This window comes from Pseudomonas sp. AKS31 (assembly GCF_023634765.1).
Lineage (GTDB): Bacteria > Pseudomonadota > Gammaproteobacteria > Pseudomonadales > Pseudomonadaceae > Aquipseudomonas.
Map to the genome: position 1 here is coordinate 198,112 of NZ_JAMLFX010000004.1, position 18,581 is coordinate 216,692.

Annotated in this window: 16 protein-coding genes; all 16 read left to right on the forward strand. The window is 55.5% G+C overall.

Annotated features, from left to right (window positions below; genetic code table 11):
- Window positions 1–172: 172 nt before the first annotated feature.
- The 16 genes from gyrA (at window position 173) to M9827_RS15290 (ending at window position 18,417) form a co-directional block, all read left to right on the forward strand.
- Window positions 173–2,947 (forward strand): DNA gyrase subunit A, encoded by a 2,775-nt coding sequence (gene gyrA, locus M9827_RS15215; RefSeq protein WP_250606027.1) that lies wholly within the window; start codon window positions 173–175, stop codon window positions 2,945–2,947.
- Window positions 2,948–3,157: 210 nt separating this feature from the next.
- Window positions 3,158–4,243, forward strand: a complete 1,086-nt coding sequence (serC, locus tag M9827_RS15220) for a 3-phosphoserine/phosphohydroxythreonine transaminase (protein WP_250606028.1) — start codon at window positions 3,158–3,160, stop codon at window positions 4,241–4,243.
- The gene (gene pheA, locus M9827_RS15225) at window positions 4,243–5,337 is read left to right on the forward strand and encodes a prephenate dehydratase (protein ID WP_016770924.1); all 1,095 of its coding nucleotides are present in this window, start codon (window positions 4,243–4,245) and stop codon (window positions 5,335–5,337) included. Before serC ends, pheA begins: the two co-directional genes overlap by 1 nt.
- Before the next feature lie 12 nt (window positions 5,338–5,349).
- The gene (gene hisC / locus M9827_RS15230) at window positions 5,350–6,462 is read left to right on the forward strand and encodes a histidinol-phosphate transaminase (protein ID WP_250606029.1); all 1,113 of its coding nucleotides are present in this window, start codon (window positions 5,350–5,352) and stop codon (window positions 6,460–6,462) included.
- 28 nt (window positions 6,463–6,490) lie between these two features.
- Window positions 6,491–8,698 carry a bifunctional prephenate dehydrogenase/3-phosphoshikimate 1-carboxyvinyltransferase gene (locus M9827_RS15235; RefSeq protein ID WP_250606155.1) on the forward strand — a complete coding sequence of 736 codons (2,208 nt, stop codon included), beginning with the start codon at window positions 6,491–6,493 and terminating at the stop codon, window positions 8,696–8,698.
- Entirely contained in the window at window positions 8,695–9,384 is a 690-nt protein-coding gene (gene cmk, locus M9827_RS15240) for a (d)CMP kinase (RefSeq protein ID WP_250606030.1), read from the forward strand. Before M9827_RS15235 ends, cmk begins: the two co-directional genes overlap by 4 nt.
- A 119-nt stretch (window positions 9,385–9,503) precedes the next feature.
- Window positions 9,504–11,189: a 30S ribosomal protein S1 gene (rpsA, locus tag M9827_RS15245; RefSeq protein ID WP_093435292.1), complete on the forward strand. Its 1,686-nt coding sequence runs from the start codon at window positions 9,504–9,506 to the stop codon at window positions 11,187–11,189.
- 204 nt (window positions 11,190–11,393) lie between these two features.
- Window positions 11,394–11,672, forward strand: a complete 279-nt coding sequence (locus M9827_RS15250) for a hypothetical protein (RefSeq protein ID WP_250606031.1) — start codon at window positions 11,394–11,396, stop codon at window positions 11,670–11,672.
- A gap of 152 nt (window positions 11,673–11,824) precedes the next feature.
- Entirely contained in the window at window positions 11,825–12,121 is a 297-nt protein-coding gene (gene ihfB, locus M9827_RS15255; RefSeq protein WP_003189779.1) for an integration host factor subunit beta, read from the forward strand.
- A 27-nt stretch (window positions 12,122–12,148) separates the two neighbouring features.
- Window positions 12,149–12,388 (forward strand): LapA family protein, encoded by a 240-nt coding sequence (locus M9827_RS15260; RefSeq protein WP_095120517.1) that lies wholly within the window; start codon window positions 12,149–12,151, stop codon window positions 12,386–12,388.
- 223 nt (window positions 12,389–12,611) lie between these two features.
- The gene (gene rfbB / locus M9827_RS15265) at window positions 12,612–13,688 is read left to right on the forward strand and encodes a dTDP-glucose 4,6-dehydratase (protein ID WP_250606032.1); all 1,077 of its coding nucleotides are present in this window, start codon (window positions 12,612–12,614) and stop codon (window positions 13,686–13,688) included.
- The gene (gene rfbD / locus M9827_RS15270; protein ID WP_250606033.1) at window positions 13,685–14,578 is read left to right on the forward strand and encodes a dTDP-4-dehydrorhamnose reductase; all 894 of its coding nucleotides are present in this window, start codon (window positions 13,685–13,687) and stop codon (window positions 14,576–14,578) included. Before rfbB ends, rfbD begins: the two co-directional genes overlap by 4 nt.
- Window positions 14,575–15,465 (forward strand): glucose-1-phosphate thymidylyltransferase RfbA, encoded by an 891-nt coding sequence (gene rfbA / locus M9827_RS15275; protein WP_250606034.1) that lies wholly within the window; start codon window positions 14,575–14,577, stop codon window positions 15,463–15,465. The genes rfbD and rfbA overlap by 4 nt, the downstream gene beginning before the upstream one ends.
- Window positions 15,466–15,521: 56 nt before the next feature.
- Window positions 15,522–16,445 carry a glycosyltransferase gene (locus M9827_RS15280; RefSeq protein ID WP_250606036.1) on the forward strand — a complete coding sequence of 308 codons (924 nt, stop codon included), beginning with the start codon at window positions 15,522–15,524 and terminating at the stop codon, window positions 16,443–16,445.
- Complete coding sequence (locus M9827_RS15285; protein ID WP_250606038.1) at window positions 16,442–17,404, forward strand: UDP-glucose 4-epimerase family protein; 963 nt, start codon at window positions 16,442–16,444, stop codon at window positions 17,402–17,404. Before M9827_RS15280 ends, M9827_RS15285 begins: the two co-directional genes overlap by 4 nt.
- The gene (locus M9827_RS15290; protein WP_250606040.1) at window positions 17,401–18,417 is read left to right on the forward strand and encodes an MraY family glycosyltransferase; all 1,017 of its coding nucleotides are present in this window, start codon (window positions 17,401–17,403) and stop codon (window positions 18,415–18,417) included. Before M9827_RS15285 ends, M9827_RS15290 begins: the two co-directional genes overlap by 4 nt.
- The last annotated feature ends 164 nt before the right edge of the window (window positions 18,418–18,581 follow it).

An 18,581-nucleotide genomic window follows, 5' to 3' on the forward strand; every position in this document is an offset into this window, starting at 1 on the left:
AACATCCGGCGTTTTCCGAGGCAGCTCCACGGAGCTGTCTTTACTGCGCAAATCCGCGATCCAATGTTGATTTGTCGTAAGTCGGTGCATGGCACTCGGCCTGCCCCGACGAGCTTCGTTGGTCCCATATGGATATGACGAAGTTTCACCAGAAAAAGGAATCAGGCTTCTCATGGGCGAACTGGCCAAAGAAATCCTCCCGGTCAATATCGAAGACGAGCTGAAACAGTCCTACCTCGACTACGCGATGAGCGTGATCGTCGGCCGTGCACTGCCGGATGCGCGCGATGGCCTCAAGCCCGTGCACCGTCGCGTACTGTTCGCGATGAGCGAGCTGGGCAACGACTTCAACAAGCCGTACAAGAAATCTGCCCGTGTTGTCGGCGACGTGATCGGTAAGTATCACCCGCACGGTGATACCGCGGTGTACGACACCATCGTCCGTATGGCCCAGCCTTTCTCCCTGCGCTACCTGCTGGTAGACGGTCAGGGCAACTTCGGTTCGGTCGACGGCGACAACGCAGCGGCCATGCGATACACCGAAGTGCGCATGACCAAGCTGGCGCACGAACTGCTGGCTGACCTGCACAAGGAAACCGTGGACTGGGTGCCGAACTACGACGGCACTGAAATGATCCCGGCGGTCATGCCGACCCGTATCCCCAACCTGCTGGTCAACGGCTCCAGCGGTATCGCCGTGGGCATGGCGACCAACATTCCGCCGCACAACCTCGGTGAAGTCATCGACGGTTGCCTGGCGCTCATCGACAACCCTGAGCTGACCGTCGATGAACTGATGCAATACATCCCCGGTCCGGACTTCCCGACCGCCGCGATCATCAACGGTCGTGCCGGCATCATTGAAGCCTACCGTACCGGTCGCGGGCGTATTTACATGCGCGCCCGCTCGATCATTGAAGACATCGACAAGGTCGGTGGTCGTCAGCAGATCGTCATCACTGAACTCCCTTACCAGTTGAACAAGGCGCGTCTGATCGAGAAGATCGCCGAGCTGGTCAAAGAGAAGAAGCTGGAAGGTATCACCGAACTGCGCGATGAGTCCGACAAGGACGGTATGCGCGTCGTGATCGAACTGCGTCGCGGCGAAGTGCCTGAGGTGATCCTCAACAACCTCTACGCCCAGACCCAGCTGCAATCGGTCTTCGGCATCAACATCGTTGCGCTGATCGACGGCCGTCCACGCATCCTCAACCTCAAGGATCTGCTGGAAGCCTTCGTCCGTCACCGTCGCGAAGTGGTTACCCGCCGTACCGTGTTCGAACTGCGCAAGGCGCGCGAGCGTGGTCACATCCTCGAAGGCCAGGCCGTTGCCCTGTCGAACATCGACCCGGTGATCGCCCTGATCAAGGCTTCGCCGACACCGTCGGAAGCGAAAGAAGCGCTGGTCAGCACGCCGTGGGAATCCTCGGCAGTGGTGGCGATGGTTGAGCGTGCCGGTGCCGATTCGTGCCGTCCGGAAAACCTCGATCCGCAATACGGTCTGCGTGAAGGTAAATACTTCCTGTCGCCAGAACAGGCGCAAGCCATTCTGGAACTGCGTCTGCACCGTCTGACCGGTCTGGAACACGAAAAACTGCTGGCCGAGTATCAAGAGATCCTCAACCAGATCGGCGAGCTGATCCGCATCCTCAACAGCGCCGTGCGCCTGATGGAAGTGATCCGCGAAGAGCTGGAAGTGATCCGCGCCGAATACGGCGATCAGCGTCGTACCGAAATTCTCGATGCCCGTCTCGACCTGACCCTGGGTGACATGATCCCGGAAGAAGAGCGCGTCGTGACCATCTCCCACGGTGGCTACGCCAAGACCCAGCCATTGGCTGCGTACCAGGCGCAGCGTCGTGGCGGTAAAGGCAAGTCGGCGACCGGCGTCAAGGATGAGGACTACATCGCTCACCTGCTGGTTGCCAACAGCCACACCACGCTGCTGCTGTTCTCCAGCAAGGGCAAGGTGTACTGGCTCAAGACCTACGAGATTCCGGAAGCGTCCCGCGCCGCCCGTGGTCGCCCGCTGGTCAATCTCTTGCCGTTGAGCGAGGGTGAATACATCACCACCATGCTGCCGGTCGATCTCGAAGCCATGAAGCGTCAGGCTGATGAAGAAGAGGCCGAAGGCGCCGAGGCGGATGTAGAAGAGATCGAAAACAGCAACGAAACCGACGAAGAGCGTCGCGCCCGCATCAAGGCTGCCGACCGCAAGAAAGCCCCGTTCATCTTCATGTCGACCGCCAACGGTACCGTGAAGAAGACTCCGCTGGTGGCCTTCAGCCGTCAGCGCAGCGTCGGTCTGATCGCGCTGGAGCTGGACGAAGGCGACATCCTGATCTCCGCTGCCATCACCGATGGCGAGCAGGAAATCATGCTGTTCTCCGACGGCGGCAAAGTGACTCGCTTTAAAGAGTCCGAAGTTCGCGCCATGGGCCGTACCGCCCGCGGTGTGCGTGGCATGCGTCTGCCAGAAGGGCAGAAGCTGATCTCCATGCTGATTCCGGAAGAAGGCAGCGAAATTCTCACCGCTTCCGAGCGCGGCTACGGCAAGCGCACGGCGATCACCGAGTTCCCTGAGTACAAGCGTGGCGGTCAGGGCGTTATTGCCATGGTCAGCAACGAGCGTAACGGCCGTCTGGTCGGCGCGGTTCAGGTGCAGGACGGTGAAGAGATCATGCTGATCTCCGATCAGGGCACCCTGGTACGTACCCGTGTCGACGAAGTGTCGAGCCTGGGCCGTAACACTCAAGGTGTAACGCTGATCAAACTGGCCAAGGACGAAACCCTGGTCGGGCTGGAGCGGGTTCAGGAGCCTTCGGAAGTTGAAGGTGAAGAGCTTGAGGGTGAAGAGGGCGAGGAATTCGAAGGCACTGTCGTGAACGACGATGCTGTCGAAGACCAGCAACTCGACGCCGCAGCAGACGAAGAACCGCAAGAATAAGCGGACAAACGAGGGGGCGGATGAGAATTCGCCCCCTTGTTATTTGTCCGGTATGAATTTCCCCTGTAGGAGCTGCCGAAGGCTGCGATCTTTTGATCTTGAAGGTAAAAAACAGGATCAAAAGATCGCAGCCTTCGGCAGCTCCTACAGAGGTAGACCTATCAGATTTACAGATTTTTTGTGTATCACCAAGTCAGAGCGAGATTGGATGTGAGCAAGCGAGCCTATAACTTCTGCGCCGGTCCTGCGGCGCTTCCTGAAGCTGTCCTGCAGCGCGCCCAAGGGGAACTCCTTGATTGGCACGGCAAGGGTCTGTCGGTCATGGAAATGAGCCATCGCAGTGATGAGTTCGTGTCCATCGCCACCCAGGCCGAACAGGATCTGCGTGACCTGCTGAATATCCCGTCGAACTACAAAGTGCTGTTTCTGCAAGGTGGCGCCAGCCAGCAATTCGCGCAGATTCCGCTGAACCTGCTGCCGGAAAACGGCTCGGCCGACTATATCGACACCGGTATCTGGTCGCAGAAAGCCATCGAAGAGGCCTCGCGCTACGGTCACGTCAACGTTGCCGCCACCGCCAAGCCTTACGACTATTTCGCCATCCCGGGCCAGAACGAGTGGAATCTGTCGAAAGACGCCGCTTACGTCCACTACGCACCGAACGAAACCATCGGCGGTCTGGAATTCCAGTGGATCCCTGAAACCGGTGACGTGCCGCTGCTGGCGGACATGTCTTCGGACATCCTCTCGCGTCCGGTTGATATCTCGCGTTTCGGCATGATCTACGCCGGCGCACAGAAAAACATCGGCCCGAGCGGCATCGTCGTCAACATCATTCGCGAAGACTTGCTGGGCAAGGCGCGCGCGCTGTGCCCGACCATGCTCGACTACAAGGTCGCGGCCGATAACGGCTCGATGTACAACACCCCGCCGACGTTGGCCTGGTATTTGTCCGGTCTGGTGTTCCAGTGGCTGAAAGAGCAGGGCGGTGTCGAAGCGATCGCCAAACTGAATGACGTCAAGCAGCGCACGCTGTACGACTTCATCGATGCCAGCGGCCTCTACAGCAACCCGATCAACAAGTCGGACCGCTCGTGGATGAACGTGCCGTTCCGTCTGGCTGATGATCGTCTGGACAAGCCATTCCTCGCCGGCGCCGATGCGCGTGGTCTGCTCAATCTCAAGGGCCACCGCTCTGTGGGCGGCATGCGCGCCTCCATCTACAACGCCGTCGACATCACCGCCGTTAACGCGCTGGTGGCGTACATGGCTGAATTCGAGAAGGAACACGGCTGATGTCCGAGCAAGAACTCAAGGCACTGCGCGTTCGCATTGACGCTCTGGACACCAAAGTCCTCGAGCTGATCAGTGAGCGTGCGCGTTGCGCCCAGGAAGTCGCGCGAGTAAAGATGGCCTCGCTGGCCGAAGGCGAAGTGCCGGTGTTCTATCGTCCTGAGCGCGAAGCTCAGGTGCTCAAACGGGTGATGGAGCGCAACCAGGGGCCGCTGGGCAACGAAGAGATGGCGCGGTTGTTCCGCGAAATCATGTCCTCGTGCCTGGCGCTGGAGCAGCCGCTGAAAGTGGCTTACCTCGGCCCTGAAGGCACCTTCACCCAGGCTGCCGCGATGAAGCACTTCGGTCACGCGGTGATCAGCAAGCCGATGGCGGCGATCGACGAAGTGTTCCGTGAAGTGGCGGCCGGTGCTGTGAATTTCGGCGTGGTGCCGGTGGAAAACTCCACCGAAGGCGCGGTCAACCACACGCTGGACAGCTTCCTTGAACACGACATGGTCATCTGTGGTGAAGTCGAGCTGCGCATTCACCATCACCTGTTGGTCGGTGAAAACACCAAGACCGACAGCATCAGCCGCATCTATTCCCACGCGCAGTCGCTGGCCCAGTGCCGCAAGTGGCTGGATGCGCACTACCCGAATGTCGAGCGCGTGGCAGTGTCCAGCAACGCTGAAGCGGCCAAGCGGGTCAAGGGCGAGTGGAACTCGGCGGCGATTGCCGGCGATATGGCGGCTGGTCTGTATGGCCTGACCCGTCTGGCCGAGAAGATCGAAGATCGTCCGGACAACTCGACGCGCTTCCTGATGATCGGTAACCAGGAAGTGCCGCCGACTGGTGACGACAAGACTTCGATCATCGTTTCGATGAGCAACAAGCCAGGTGCGCTCCACGAGCTGCTGGTGCCGTTCCATGACAACGGGATCGACCTGACCCGGATCGAAACCCGTCCGTCGCGCAGCGGCAAATGGACCTACGTGTTCTTCATCGACTTCGTCGGCCACCACCGTGATCCGTTGATCAAGGGTGTGCTGGAAAAGATCAGTCAGGAAGCAGTGGCACTCAAAGTGCTGGGTTCCTACCCGAAAGCAGTTCTCTAAGGGCGGTAGCAAATGAGTGGTAACTTCCTCGCTCTGGCACAGCCGGGCGTGCAACAACTTTCGCCGTACGTTCCGGGCAAGCCTGTGGACGAACTGGCGCGCGAGCTGGATCTGGATCCGGCAAAAATCGTCAAACTGGCGAGCAACGAAAACCCGCTGGGCGCCAGTCCGAAAGCCTTGGCGGCGATCCGCGAAGAGCTGGCCGAGCTGACCCGTTACCCGGACGGTAACGGTTTCGCGCTGAAATCGCTGCTGGCCGAGCAGTGCCGCGTCGAGCTGAACCAGGTCACTCTGGGCAATGGCTCCAACGACATTCTTGAGTTGGTCGCGCGCGCTTATCTGGCGCCGGGCCTGAATGCGGTGTTCAGTGAGCACGCGTTTGCGGTGTATCCGATCGCCACTCAGGCGGTCGGCGCGCAGGCCAAAGTGGTTCCGGCGAAGGATTGGGGGCACGACCTGCCTGCGATGCTTGCGGCCATTGATGCCAATACCCGCGTCGTGTTTATCGCCAACCCGAATAACCCGACCGGTACCTGGTTCGGCGCAGAGGCGCTGGACGAGTTCCTGCAGGATGTTCCGGGGCATGTGCTGGTGGTGCTCGACGAGGCTTACATCGAGTACGCCGAAGGCAGTGATCTGCCGGACGGTCTGGATTTCCTCGCCGCTTACCCGAACCTGCTGGTTTCGCGCACGTTCTCCAAGGCTTATGGTCTGGCGGCATTGCGTGTTGGTTATGGCCTGTCCACCCCGGTGGTGGCGGATGTGCTGAACCGTGTGCGTCAACCGTTCAACGTCAACAGCCTCGCCTTGGCGGCGGCCTGTGCGGCACTGAAGGACGACGAGTATCTGGCGCAAAGCCGTCAGCTCAACGAGGCGGGCATGCAGCAGTTGCAAGCCGGTTTCCGTGAGTTGGGCCTGAGCTGGATCGAATCCAAGGGTAACTTCATCTGCGTCGACCTCGGTCAAGTAGCCGCTCCGGTATTTCAGGGCTTGCTGCGCGAAGGCGTGATCGTGCGTCCGGTGGCCAATTACGGCATGCCGAACCACCTGCGGGTGACCATCGGTCTGCCGGCGGAAAACAGCCGCTTCCTCGAAGCGCTGCGCAAGGTTCTGGCTCGTGGGTGATGTCACTGCACTGCAATCTGCTGCACCTATGATCGGGCGCCTGGTGGTGGTCGGTCTGGGGTTGATCGGTGGTTCGTTTGCCAAAGGCTTGCGTGAAAGCGGCGTCTGCCGCGAAGTGGTCGGGGTCGATCTCGACCCGCAATCGCGCAAGCTGGCGGTCGAGTTGGGTGTGGTCGATCGTTGTGAAGACGACTTGGCAGCTGCATGCCAGGGCGCTGACGTGATTCAACTGGCCGTGCCGATCCTGGCCATGGAAAAAGTGCTCGCGCGTCTGGCGGGTATGGATCTTGGACAGGCGATTCTGACGGATGTCGGCAGCGCCAAAGGCAACGTGGTGCGCGCGGCAACCGAAGCGTTCGGTGGTATGCCGGCGCGTTTCGTGCCAGGCCATCCGATTGCCGGTTCCGAGCAGAGCGGGGTGGAAGCCTCCAATGCAGAACTGTTCCGTCGCCACAAAGTGATCCTTACGCCGCTTGAGCAAACCGATCCGGCCGCATTGGCTGTGGTTGATCGTCTGTGGCGCGAATTGGGCGCCGACGTCGAGCACATGCAGGTCGAGCGTCACGATGAGGTGCTGGCCGCGACCAGTCATCTACCGCACCTGCTGGCCTTCGGTCTGGTCGATTCGTTGGCCAAGCGCAATGAAAATCTTGAGATCTTCCGTTACGCTGCGGGCGGTTTCCGCGATTTCACAAGAATCGCCGGAAGCGACCCGGTGATGTGGCACGACATCTTCCTCGCCAACCGCGAGGCTGTTCTGCGCACACTCGATACATTTCGCAGCGACCTCGACGCCTTGCGCGACGCGGTCGATGCAGGGGATGGGCACCAATTGTTGGGCGTCTTCACGCGCGCCCGGGTTGCCCGCGAGCATTTCAGTAAAATCCTGGCCCGCAGGGCCTATGTGGACGCTATGAATTCCAACGATCTGATCTTCCTGGCTCAACCTGGTGGCCGCCTGTCCGGTCGGATTCGCGTACCGGGTGATAAATCGATTTCCCACCGCTCGATCATGCTCGGCTCGCTGGCCGAAGGCGTCACCGAAGTGGAAGGTTTCCTTGAGGGCGAAGACGCCCTGGCGACCTTGCAGGCATTTCGCGACATGGGCGTGGTCATCGAAGGCCCGCACCACGGCCGCGTGACCATCCATGGTGTCGGCCTGCACGGTCTGAAACCGGCGCCGGGCCCGATCTATCTGGGCAACTCCGGCACTTCGATGCGTCTGCTGTCCGGCCTGTTGGCTGCGCAGAACTTCGACAGTGTTTTGACTGGCGATGCGTCGCTGTCCAAGCGTCCAATGAATCGTGTGGCCAATCCGCTGCGTGAAATGGGCGCCGTGATCGAGACCGCTGCCGAAGGTCGTCCGCCGATGACCATTCGCGGTGGTCACAAGCTTAAAGGCCTGACCTACACCATGCCGATGGCCAGTGCTCAGGTGAAATCCTGCCTGCTGCTTGCTGGTCTGTACGCTGAAGGCAAGACCACGGTGACCGAGCCGGCTCCGACTCGCGACCACACCGAGCGCATGCTGCGTGGCTTCGGTTATCCGGTGAGCGTTGATGGCGCCACGGCGTCGGTCGAGTCCGGTGGCAAGCTGACCGCGACCCATATCGAAGTGCCGGGTGACATCTCGTCGTCGGCGTTCTTCCTCGTCGCTGCATCGATCGCTGAAGGTTCGGAACTGGTGCTTGAGCACGTCGGCATCAATCCGACACGTACCGGTGTGATCGACATCCTGCGTTTGATGGGCGCGGACATCACTCTGGAGAACCAGCGTGAAGTTGGCGGCGAGCCTGTGGCCGACCTGCGTGTGCGGGCAGCTAAACTCAAAGGTATCGAGATTCCCGAAGCGCTGGTTCCGCTGGCCATCGACGAATTCCCGGTGCTGTTCGTGGCGGCTGCCTGCGCCGAAGGGCGTACCGTGCTGACTGGCGCTGAAGAGCTGCGGGTCAAGGAATCGGATCGTATTCAAGTGATGGCGGACGGCCTGTTGGCGCTGGGCGTGAAATGCCAGCCAACCCCGGACGGCATCATCATCGACGGCGGCCAGATTGGCGGCGGCGAAGTGCATGGTCATGGCGATCACCGTATCGCGATGGCGTTCAGCGTTGCCTCGTTGCGCGCTACTGCGCCAATCCGCATCCATGATTGCGCCAACGTCGCGACGTCGTTCCCGAACTTCCTCGCGCTGTGCGGGCAGGTGGGTATTCGTGTGGCACAAGAGGCTCAGTCGTGAAAAACATTGCACCGGTCATCACCATTGATGGGCCAAGCGGCTCGGGCAAAGGCACCGTAGCCGGGATTCTGGCCAAGCGTCTGGGCTGGAACCTGCTGGATTCCGGTGCGTTGTACCGCTTGCTGGCATTTGCTGCACGTAACCATGGTGTCGACCTCACCAATGAAGAGCTGCTGAAGAAACTCGCTGCTCATCTGGATGTTCAGTTCATTGCGGCGACCGACGGTCAGTTGCAACGGATCATTCTGGAAGGTGACGAAGTCAGCGATGTCATCCGTACCGAAAGCGTCGGCTCCGGTGCTTCGCAAGTGGCGGCATTGCCGGCCGTGCGCGAGGCGCTGCTGCAGCGCCAGCGTGCTTTTCAGGAAGCACCGGGCCTGGTGGCCGACGGCCGCGACATGGGCACGGTGGTTTTTCCGGATGCACCGCTGAAGATTTTCCTGACCGCCAGTGCCGAGGAGAGAGCTCGCCGTCGATATTTGCAGTTGAAGGGCAAAGTCGAGGGTGTTAGTCTGTCGAGTCTGCTAGATGAGATCCGTGCTCGCGACGAGCGTGACACCCAGCGAGCGGTAGCCCCGCTTAAGCCGGCGGCTGACGCCATACAGCTGGATTCCACGGAGTTGTCCATCGATCAGGTGCTTGAACGCATCATGAGCGAAATCGCCATTCGCGATATCGCCGGGTGACCAAGAAGGCCGCAGGGGACCAGTCATAGTCCTGCAGCGCTTCTTTTATATGAAACTAACCCACACCGTCTGGGGTGTGGAGATGGGCGTATCCTTCGCCCTCATTTACAGGAATTAAAATGAGCGAAAGCTTTGCGGAACTCTTTGAAGAAAGCCTAAAAACCCTGAACCTTCAGGCAGGCTCCATCATCACCGGTGTTATCGTTGATATCGATTACCAAGCTCGCTGGGTAACCGTTCACGCTGGCCTGAAGTCTGAAGCACTCATCCCGCTTGAGCAGTTCTACAACGACGCTGGCGATCTGACTATCAATGTCGGTGACGAAGTTCACGTTGCGCTGGACTCGGTTGAAGACGGTTTCGGTGAAACCAAGCTGTCCCGTGAAAAAGCCAAGCGCGCTGAATGCTGGATCGTTCTGGAAGCAGCCTTCGCAGCTGAGGAAGTGGTCAAGGGCGTTATCAACGGTAAGGTTAAAGGCGGCTTCACTGTCGACGTTAACGGCATCCGTGCGTTCCTGCCAGGTTCCCTGGTTGACGTCCGTCCAGTGCGCGACACCACGCACCTGGAAGGCAAAGAGCTGGAATTCAAGGTCATCAAGCTGGACCAGAAGCGCAACAACGTTGTCGTTTCCCGTCGCAGCGTCCTGGAAGCCGAGAACTCCGCCGAGCGTGAAGCTCTGCTGGAATCCCTGCAGGAAGGCCAGCAAGTCAAAGGTATCGTCAAAAACCTCACCGATTACGGCGCATTCGTCGATCTGGGTGGCGTGGACGGCCTGCTGCACATCACCGACATGGCCTGGAAGCGCATCAAGCATCCTTCCGAGATCGTCAACGTTGGTGACGAAATCGACGTTAAGGTTCTGAAATACGATCGCGAACGCAACCGTGTTTCCCTGGGCCTGAAGCAACTGGGCGAAGATCCATGGGTTGCTATCAAAGCCCGTTACCCAGAAAGCACTCGCGTTACCGCTCGTGTAACCAACCTGACCGACTACGGCTGCTTCGCTGAGCTGGAAGAAGGCGTTGAAGGTCTGGTACACGTTTCGGAAATGGACTGGACCAACAAGAACATCCACCCTTCGAAAGTCGTACAAGTCGGCGACGAAGTGGAAGTTATGGTTCTGGACATCGACGAAGAGCGTCGTCGTATCTCCCTGGGCATCAAGCAGTGCAAATCTAACCCATGGGAAGATTTCTCTGGCCAGTTCAACAAGGGCGATAAAATCTCCGGCACCATCAAGTCGATCACCGATTTCGGTATCTTCATTGGTCTGGACGGCGGCATCGACGGTCTGGTTCACCTGTCCGACATCTCCTGGAACGAAGTGGGCGAAGAAGCCGTACGTCGTTTCAAGAAGGGCGACGAGCTGGACACCGTTATCCTGTCGGTTGACCCAGAGCGCGAGCGTATCTCCCTGGGTATCAAGCAACTGGAAAGCGATCCGTTCTCCGAGTACGTCTCGGTTAACGACAAAGGCGCAATCGTTACTGGCACCGTGAAAGAAGTTGACGCCAAAGGCGCCATCATCGTTCTGGCCGACGATATCGAAGCGACTCTGAAAGCCTCCGAAATCAGCCGTGACCGCGTTGAAGACGCGCGCAACGTTCTGAAAGAAGGCCAGGAAGTAGAAGCCAAGATCATCAGCGTTGATCGTAAGAGCCGTGTAATTCAGCTGTCGATCAAATCGAAAGACGATGCTGAAGAGAAAGAAGCTATCCAGAGCCTGAAAGAAGGTGAAGCTGCTGCTCCTGCCGATACCACTATGGCTGCACTGCTGCGTCAAGCAATGGCCAAGCAGAACTAAGTTCTGCTTGATCATGAAAAAGGGCGACTTCGGTCGCCCTTTTTTGTGCCTGCGATTTAGTGCTCACGGCTTGTGTGGGGTTTTTAGTGAAACCAATCTTGCTTCCGGGTGGTCTGTTTCTTTAATCGGATCAATCGCCTATTCACGACTAAGCTTGGTCTTAAGTGTGTAGTCGTCGGGCAGTTGCCTGGCATAAGGAAGTGGATGAACAAGTTTATTGTCCTCATGGCTGTACTGGTTCTGGCCGGCTGTACGACCAGTGCCAAGACCCATGCCGTGCGTGGTGTCAGTGGTATAGAGGTCGACTGCTCCGGATTGGGCTCTGGCTGGGAGAAATGTCAGAAGCGCGCGGCAAAGGAGTGCAAGGGGGCGGGATACAAGGTGGTCACGCGATCGGATGATGCCAAGGACGAAGATGAGTTTCCTTTTGGCTTCAATCCGGCGGGCTACGTCACGCGCACCATGCTGGTGATCTGTCGATAAGCATGCATTGCTCAGTTTGTTGCGTTGATGCCCTGAAAATGGGCGTTTCGACGCCAAGGAAGATATGTCAATCCCTGGGCTGTTCAAAATCTTCCGGGCGTGCTAAAACCTTTCAAGCGCTGATCTAGCTGCTTGAAAAAGAAGGGAAAAATATGACGAAGTCGGAGTTGATCGAACGAATTGTCACCCATCAAGGGCTACTCTCATCCAAGGATGTGGAGCTGGCCATCAAGACCATGCTTGAACAAATGTCCCAATGCCTTGCCACCGGTGATCGTATCGAGATCCGTGGGTTTGGCAGCTTCTCCCTGCATTACCGCGCGCCGCGCGTCGGTCGTAATCCGAAGACTGGCCAGTCTGTCAGCCTTGACGGTAAATTCGTACCGCACTTCAAGCCGGGTAAAGAATTGCGTGATCGGGTGAATGAGGAAGAGGAGGAGGGGGTTTGACAGTCGCGATTTCTCAAGAGGTTACTCATGCGTAATCTCAAACGCATCTTTATTGGTATTTTTATTCTTCTGCTGGTCTTGGTGATTCTGGCGTTTGTGCTTGAGAATCAGCAATCAGTGCCGTTGTTGTTTTTAGGGTGGGCAGCTCCTGAGCTCCCGATCTCTATGGTCGTAGTGCTGGCATTGCTGATCGGTATGCTTGTCGGTCCAGTACTTGGCTGGTTTCTGGGCCGTTCGTCCAGGGCAGCACGCAAGCGTCTCGTCTGAATGTGCAAGGCGCAGGGCGTCTGTCGAATTTGCGTCCCTGGCTGTCTATATCCATTAGTAAAAGATTCATTAAGCTGTAAAATACGCCCCTTGTTCGATAGTGGGCTATTCCACATCGATTCAGTCTGGCTCTGACGGAAGCCTCAGTTTGACGGCTTCTGCATTCATGGATTAGACAGTGCTCGTTGGTGTCACTGTCCGCAGCTCAAGGGTATGGTTTCGCGTGAAAATTCTAGTTACCGGCGGCGCCGGGTTCATCGGCTCGGCAGTCATCCGTCACATCATTTCCAATACTAGCGACGCAGTGATCAACGTCGATAAGCTGACGTATGCCGGTAATCTTGAGTCCCTGGCGGAAGTTAGCGGTGATTCGCGCTATGTGTTCGAGCGTGTCGATATCTGTGATCGCGATCAGATCGACCGTGTCCTGCGTGAACATAAACCAGATGCCATCATGCACCTGGCCGCAGAGTCCCACGTCGACCGCTCGATTACCGGTCCATCCGAATTTATTCAGACCAACATCATCGGAACTTATACTCTGCTGGAAGCTGCCCGCCACTATTGGGCTTCACTGGATGATGCGCGTAAAGCCAACTTCCGTTTCCATCATATTTCAACCGATGAAGTTTACGGTGATCTTGAAGGGCCAGAAGATCTCTTTACCGAGACCACTCCCTATCAGCCAAGCTCGCCTTATTCGGCCAGCAAGGCCAGTTCCGATCACCTGGTTCGCGCTTGGGCACGTACTTATGGCCTGCCGACATTGGTTACAAATTGCTCGAACAACTATGGCCCTTGCCATTTTCCTGAGAAATTGATTCCGTTGATCATTCTCAATGCGCTGGAAGGCAAGCCGCTGCCGGTTTATGGCAAAGGCAATCAGGTTCGCGACTGGCTGTATGTCGAAGATCACGCTCGTGCATTGTATAAAGTCGTTACTGAAGGTGTAATCGGCGAGACTTACAACATTGGCGGACATAACGAAAAGCAGAACATCGAGGTGGTTCACACACTTTGTGCTTTGCTTGATGAGTTGCGTCCTGATTCCGTCCATCGGCCGCATGCCAGCTTGATTACATATGTCCAGGATCGCCCGGGCCACGATCAGCGTTATGCAATTGATGCCAGCAAGATCCAAAAAGAGTTGGGCTGGACTCCGGAAGAAACGTTCGAATCCGGAATTCGTAAAACCGTCGAGTGGTATCTGACTAACATCGAATGGGTGGAGCACGTAAAAAGTGGCAGCTACCAGCAGTGGATTGACGCCAACTACAGCGACCGTTCGGTGAAAGCATGAAAATCCTGTTGCTCGGCAAAAATGGCCAGGTTGGCTGGGAGCTTCAACGCGCTCTCGCCCCCCTTGGTGATTTGATTGCGCTGGATCGTAACGCGGTTGGTGATTTGTGCGGTGACTTGGCGAACCTCGACGCGCTACGTATGACTATTCGCCAAGTCAAGCCCGATGTGATTGTTAATGCCGCGGCTTACACAGCAGTAGACAAGGCCGAGTCGGACAAGGAACTGGCGGATCGGGTCAATGGTGAAGCGACCCGGGTTATGGCGGAAGAAGCAGCGCTTCTGGGTGCATGGTTAGTACACTATTCAACCGATTACGTATTCAGCGGCCTCGGTCTGTCTCCTTGGCAGGAGACAGACGATGTGGCTCCGGTGAATCATTACGGAGCCAGCAAGCTCGCCGGTGAGCAGGGGATTCTGCAGTCCGGCTGCAAGCACCTGATCTTCCGTACCAGTTGGGTATATGGCGCGCGCGGTAACAACTTCGCCAAAACAATGTTGCGCCTGGCAAAAGACCGCGAAAGTCTCAATGTCATCGCCGATCAAATTGGCGCACCTACAGGTGCAGATCTCATTGCGGATGTTACTGTCTTGGCAATTCAGAAAGTGCAGCAAGCCCCTGAACTGGGTGGCTTGTATCACTTGGCTGCCGGTGGTGAGGTTTCTTGGCACGGTTATGCGGCTCACGTCATCGACTTTGCACGTGCAGTTGGCGAAGAGCTGGTAGTCAAGGAGGTGAATCCGATTGATACGACGGCCTATCCAACTCCCGCACGTCGGCCATTGAATTCGCGTCTGAATACTCAAAAAATTCGCGACAATTTCTCTCTGCACTTGCCGGATTGGCAAAGTGGTGTCACCCGAATGCTTATGGAAGTTTTAAATAAATGATCACTACAAATCGTAAAGGCATCATTCTCGCTGGCGGTTCGGGTACGCGCCTACACCCGTTGACCCTGGGCGTATCCAAGCAAATGTTGCCTATCTACGACAAGCCGATGATCTTCTATCCGCTGTCGGTGCTAATGCTTGCAGGCATGCGGGAAATCCTCATTATTTCTACACCTGAGGATTTGCCTTGTTTCCGTAAGCTGCTGGGTGATGGCAGTCTGTATGGCATCAAGTTGACCTATGCAGAGCAACCAAGTCCTGATGGCTTGGCTCAAGCATTCATTATCGGTGAGGAATTTATTGGCGAGGACCCTTGCTGCTTGATTCTGGGCGACAATATTTTCCACGGGCATCATTTCTCGGACAACTTGCGCGCCGCCAGCAATCAGGAAAGTGGAGCCACAGTTTTTGGCTATCACGTTTCTGACCCGGAGCGTTTTGGTGTCGTCGAGTTTGATGATTCCGGTCGTGCCTTGAGTATTGAGGAAAAGCCTGCTCAGCCAAAATCCAGCTATGCAGTAACTGGCTTGTACTTCTACGACAATCAGGTTGTTGATATCGCCAAAAGCATCAAGCCGTCTGAACGGGGAGAGTTGGAAATTACTGACGTCAACCGAGTTTATCTTGAGCAAAAATCGCTCAGTGTTCAAATGCTCGGACGTGGTTTTGCATGGCTTGATACAGGGACTCATGATTCTTTGCTCGAAGCAAGCCACTTTGTGCACACCATTGAACATCGTCAAGGATTCAAGATTGCGTGTCTTGAAGAAATTGCTTATACCAATGGGTGGATTGACGCGGAACAACTTGGGGCTCAGGCTGAGCGCCTGAAAAAAACCGGGTACGGCCAATATCTACAAAAGCTATTGGATCATGGCTCGCTGTAATTCGAGCGAAGCACACTCTGGATTAGTAAATCCAGCACCGTCTATGCAGGATTCGCATGCCAGTAGAAAATCAGAACGTTGCAGTTTTGCTGGCTGCGTACAACGGTATGCTTTGGATCGAGCAACAACTTGATTCGATTCAAGCCCAATCCATGACGGATGTATCAATCTACATCAGTGTCGATTTGTCTACCGATGGCACTGAGGCTTGGTGTGCTGCCTACGCGGCACGTCATTCCAATGTAGTTGTTCTGCCAACGCACGGCAAGTTCGGTGGGGCATCACGTAATTTCTTTCGCCTGATACGGGATGTCGATTTTTCCGGGCATGACTTTATCGCCTTCGCCGATCAAGATGATATTTGGCACGAGGACAAGCTTGTCCGGGCAACCCGTACTCTGCTTGATGATCAATGTGACGCATACTCGAGCAATGTTACTGCTTTTTGGGCGAGCGGAAAGTCTCGCTTGTTAGACAAGGCTCAACCTCAAGTCGAATGGGATTACTTGTTCGAAGCAGCAGGGCCAGGCTGCACCTATGTGTTAGGGCGCAGACTGGCAGACGCTCTTAAAACTTCACTTCTTACTAATTGGCCGGCGTTGCAGTATGTTGATCTGCACGATTGGTATTGTTATGCGTTTGCTCGTAGCCGTGGGTTCAGGTGGGTGATTGATCCAGTATCCACGATGCAATACAGACAGCATGACCGTAATCAGGTCGGTGCCAATACCGGGATCAAGACATTAATCGCACGCTATAAAACAGTGTGGGACGGCTGGTGGTTCAAGCAGGTTCGAATAATTGTAGAGCTGATTGGTCTGATGGATGATCGATTTATTCGTCAATGGATTGGCTTTAGTCGCAGAGAGTTGATGTTTCTGTCATTGAGTTCATATCAGTGTCGGCGACGTAAGCGCGATAAAGCGCTTTTCTTTATTTTATGCTGGGTTGCAGCGCTGTCAGGGACGAAGAAAAGATGAATCAGCCGCTGGTTCTGGTTACTGGGGCAACAGGGTTCGTAGGTGAGGCGGTAGTTTTTAAGCTGCTTCTTGATAAAACATTTACACCCTTGGCCGCTGTACGCTCCCAGTCAAGAATCAGCGGGCTGTGTAAAACCGTATATTGGGATATGAAATCCCCAGATATCGGTTTTACTCTCGATGGTATTCACGCAATCGTTCACTGTGCTGCCAGGGTTCATGTGATGGACGAAACTGCTCCGGACGCGATGGATGAATTTCGGAAAATCAATGTCTACAGTACTTTGAATCTGGCCAGAAATGCCGCCAAGTCAGGCGTAAAGCGCTTTATATATATAAGCTCTATCAAAGTGAATGGTGAGAGTACTCCTCCAGGTCAGCCTTTTACATCTGTTCTGAGTTCACTGCCGCAAGATCCTTATGGGCTATCGAAATTTGAAGCTGAAGAGGGATTAAGAAAAATAAGTTCAGAAACAGGTATGGGATTGGTTGTCATTCGTCCGCCGCTGGTTTATGGGCCGGGTGTTAAGGCAAATTTTCTGAATATGATGAGTTGGCTGGATAGGGGAGTTCCGCTTCCGCTGGGTGCTATTAACAATCAGCGAAGTCTGGTGTTTATTGATAATCTGGTGGATTTGATTGCTACCTGTATCAGCCATCCGTCCGCTGAGGGACGTGTATTCATGGTCAGTGATGGCGCGGACATCTCCACATCGCAGTTGCTTGGATTAATGGCGAAGGCATTAGGAAAAAAAAGTCGCTTGATACCGGTTCCGGTCGGCCTGCTGAAATTGGCTGGTTTTTTGGCTGGACGCAGCGGGATGACTCAGCGCCTTTGTAGTTCGCTGCAAGTCGATATGAGTGAAACTTGCCGTTTGTTGGGGTGGTCTCCTCCGATAACAAGGGATCTCGCGTTCCTCCGTAGTGCTCTTCACTTTCAGGATAATCAGAAAAAATGATTTTCTGTGGGCTATTATTCGTTGTTCTTTGCGTCTCCCTCGCTTTGACCTGGGCTTTGCGTCGCTACGCACTCAAGGCAAGCATAATGGATGTCCCGAACGAGCGAAGTTCTCACTCGGCACCTACGCCTAGAGGTGGGGGCGTCGCGATTGTTATCTCTTTCATTGTAGCGCTTCCAATACTAGTCGAATTTGACTCTTTAGCGCTGTCGGAGGCAGTAGCACTGGGTGGCGCAGGCTTATTTATAGCAATATTGGGTTTTGCTGATGACCATGGACACATCGCTGCTGCGTGGCGTCTGTTGGGGCATTTTATTGCTGCAGGCTGGCTTCTATTCTGGTTGAACGGGTTGCCAACCATATCGATTTTTTCCCAAACACTAGACTTGGGTTGGGCTGGCCCGGTGGTCGGCGCGATGTACCTGGTTTGGCTTCTCAATTTATATAACTTTATGGATGGCATTGACGGTCTTGCAAGTGTAGAAGCCATTTGCGCTTGTTTAGGTGTGTGTATTGTCTACTACTTTGCGGGTGGGGCAGAACTTTTTGCTACACCTTTGTTACTGTCTGTGGCGGTCATGGGGTTTCTCTTTTGGAATTTTCCGCCTGCGAAAATATTCATGGGGGACGCGGGTAGCGGTTTTCTGGGGATTACATTAGGCGGCCTTTCTCTTGTTTCAGCCGGGCATTCGCCTGATTTTCTATGGTGCTGGTTGATATTGCTTGGTGTCTTTGTAGTAGACGCTACATTTACACTTTTTCGTCGAGTCGCCCGAGGCGAAAAAATTTATCAGGCTCACTGCAGTCACGCCTATCAAAATGCCGCAAGGCACTTCAAGAGTCATAGGTTTGTTACATTGGCTGTGCTCGCAATCAACGTACTCTGGCTTCTTCCCATTGCTGTGTTTGTCGCCACCAACGCATTGGAAGGCATGGTAGGTATTTTGCTAGCCTATTTTCCAATCGTCGTACTTGCTTGGAAGTTTGGGGCAGGGTCAGCCTCATCTCAATAGGAATTTGCTTTCATGACTTTTTAAAAATATCTACCGTGAAAGGCTGCCGACCAGGCTGAAACATCTCTGAAAATGACGGTCTAGCGGCGATTTTTTGAGATCCATGCGTGGGTTTGATAAGATCGACATTCTGATTTTCGTGCTCCTCTCGATTTCAGGATTCT

Excerpts from the sequence above, each read along its gene's own strand:
- rpsA (WP_093435292.1), top strand. The coding sequence starts at position 9,504 with ATGAGCGAAAGCTTTGCGGAACTCTTTGAAGAAAGCCTAAAAACCCTG.
- M9827_RS15280 (WP_250606036.1), top strand. The coding sequence starts at position 15,522 with ATGCCAGTAGAAAATCAGAACGTTGCAGTTTTGCTGGCTGCGTACAAC.
- gyrA (WP_250606027.1), top strand. The coding sequence starts at position 173 with ATGGGCGAACTGGCCAAAGAAATCCTCCCGGTCAATATCGAAGACGAG.
- M9827_RS15285 (WP_250606038.1), top strand. The coding sequence starts at position 16,442 with ATGAATCAGCCGCTGGTTCTGGTTACTGGGGCAACAGGGTTCGTAGGT.
- rfbD (WP_250606033.1), top strand. The coding sequence starts at position 13,685 with ATGAAAATCCTGTTGCTCGGCAAAAATGGCCAGGTTGGCTGGGAGCTT.
- rfbA (WP_250606034.1), top strand. The coding sequence starts at position 14,575 with ATGATCACTACAAATCGTAAAGGCATCATTCTCGCTGGCGGTTCGGGT.
- hisC (WP_250606029.1), top strand. The coding sequence starts at position 5,350 with ATGAGTGGTAACTTCCTCGCTCTGGCACAGCCGGGCGTGCAACAACTT.
- pheA (WP_016770924.1), top strand. The coding sequence starts at position 4,243 with ATGTCCGAGCAAGAACTCAAGGCACTGCGCGTTCGCATTGACGCTCTG.
- M9827_RS15290 (WP_250606040.1), top strand. The coding sequence starts at position 17,401 with ATGATTTTCTGTGGGCTATTATTCGTTGTTCTTTGCGTCTCCCTCGCT.
- ihfB (WP_003189779.1), top strand. The coding sequence starts at position 11,825 with ATGACGAAGTCGGAGTTGATCGAACGAATTGTCACCCATCAAGGGCTA.
- M9827_RS15235 (WP_250606155.1), top strand. The coding sequence starts at position 6,491 with ATGATCGGGCGCCTGGTGGTGGTCGGTCTGGGGTTGATCGGTGGTTCG.
- M9827_RS15250 (WP_250606031.1), top strand. The coding sequence starts at position 11,394 with ATGAACAAGTTTATTGTCCTCATGGCTGTACTGGTTCTGGCCGGCTGT.
- M9827_RS15260 (WP_095120517.1), top strand. The coding sequence starts at position 12,149 with ATGCGTAATCTCAAACGCATCTTTATTGGTATTTTTATTCTTCTGCTG.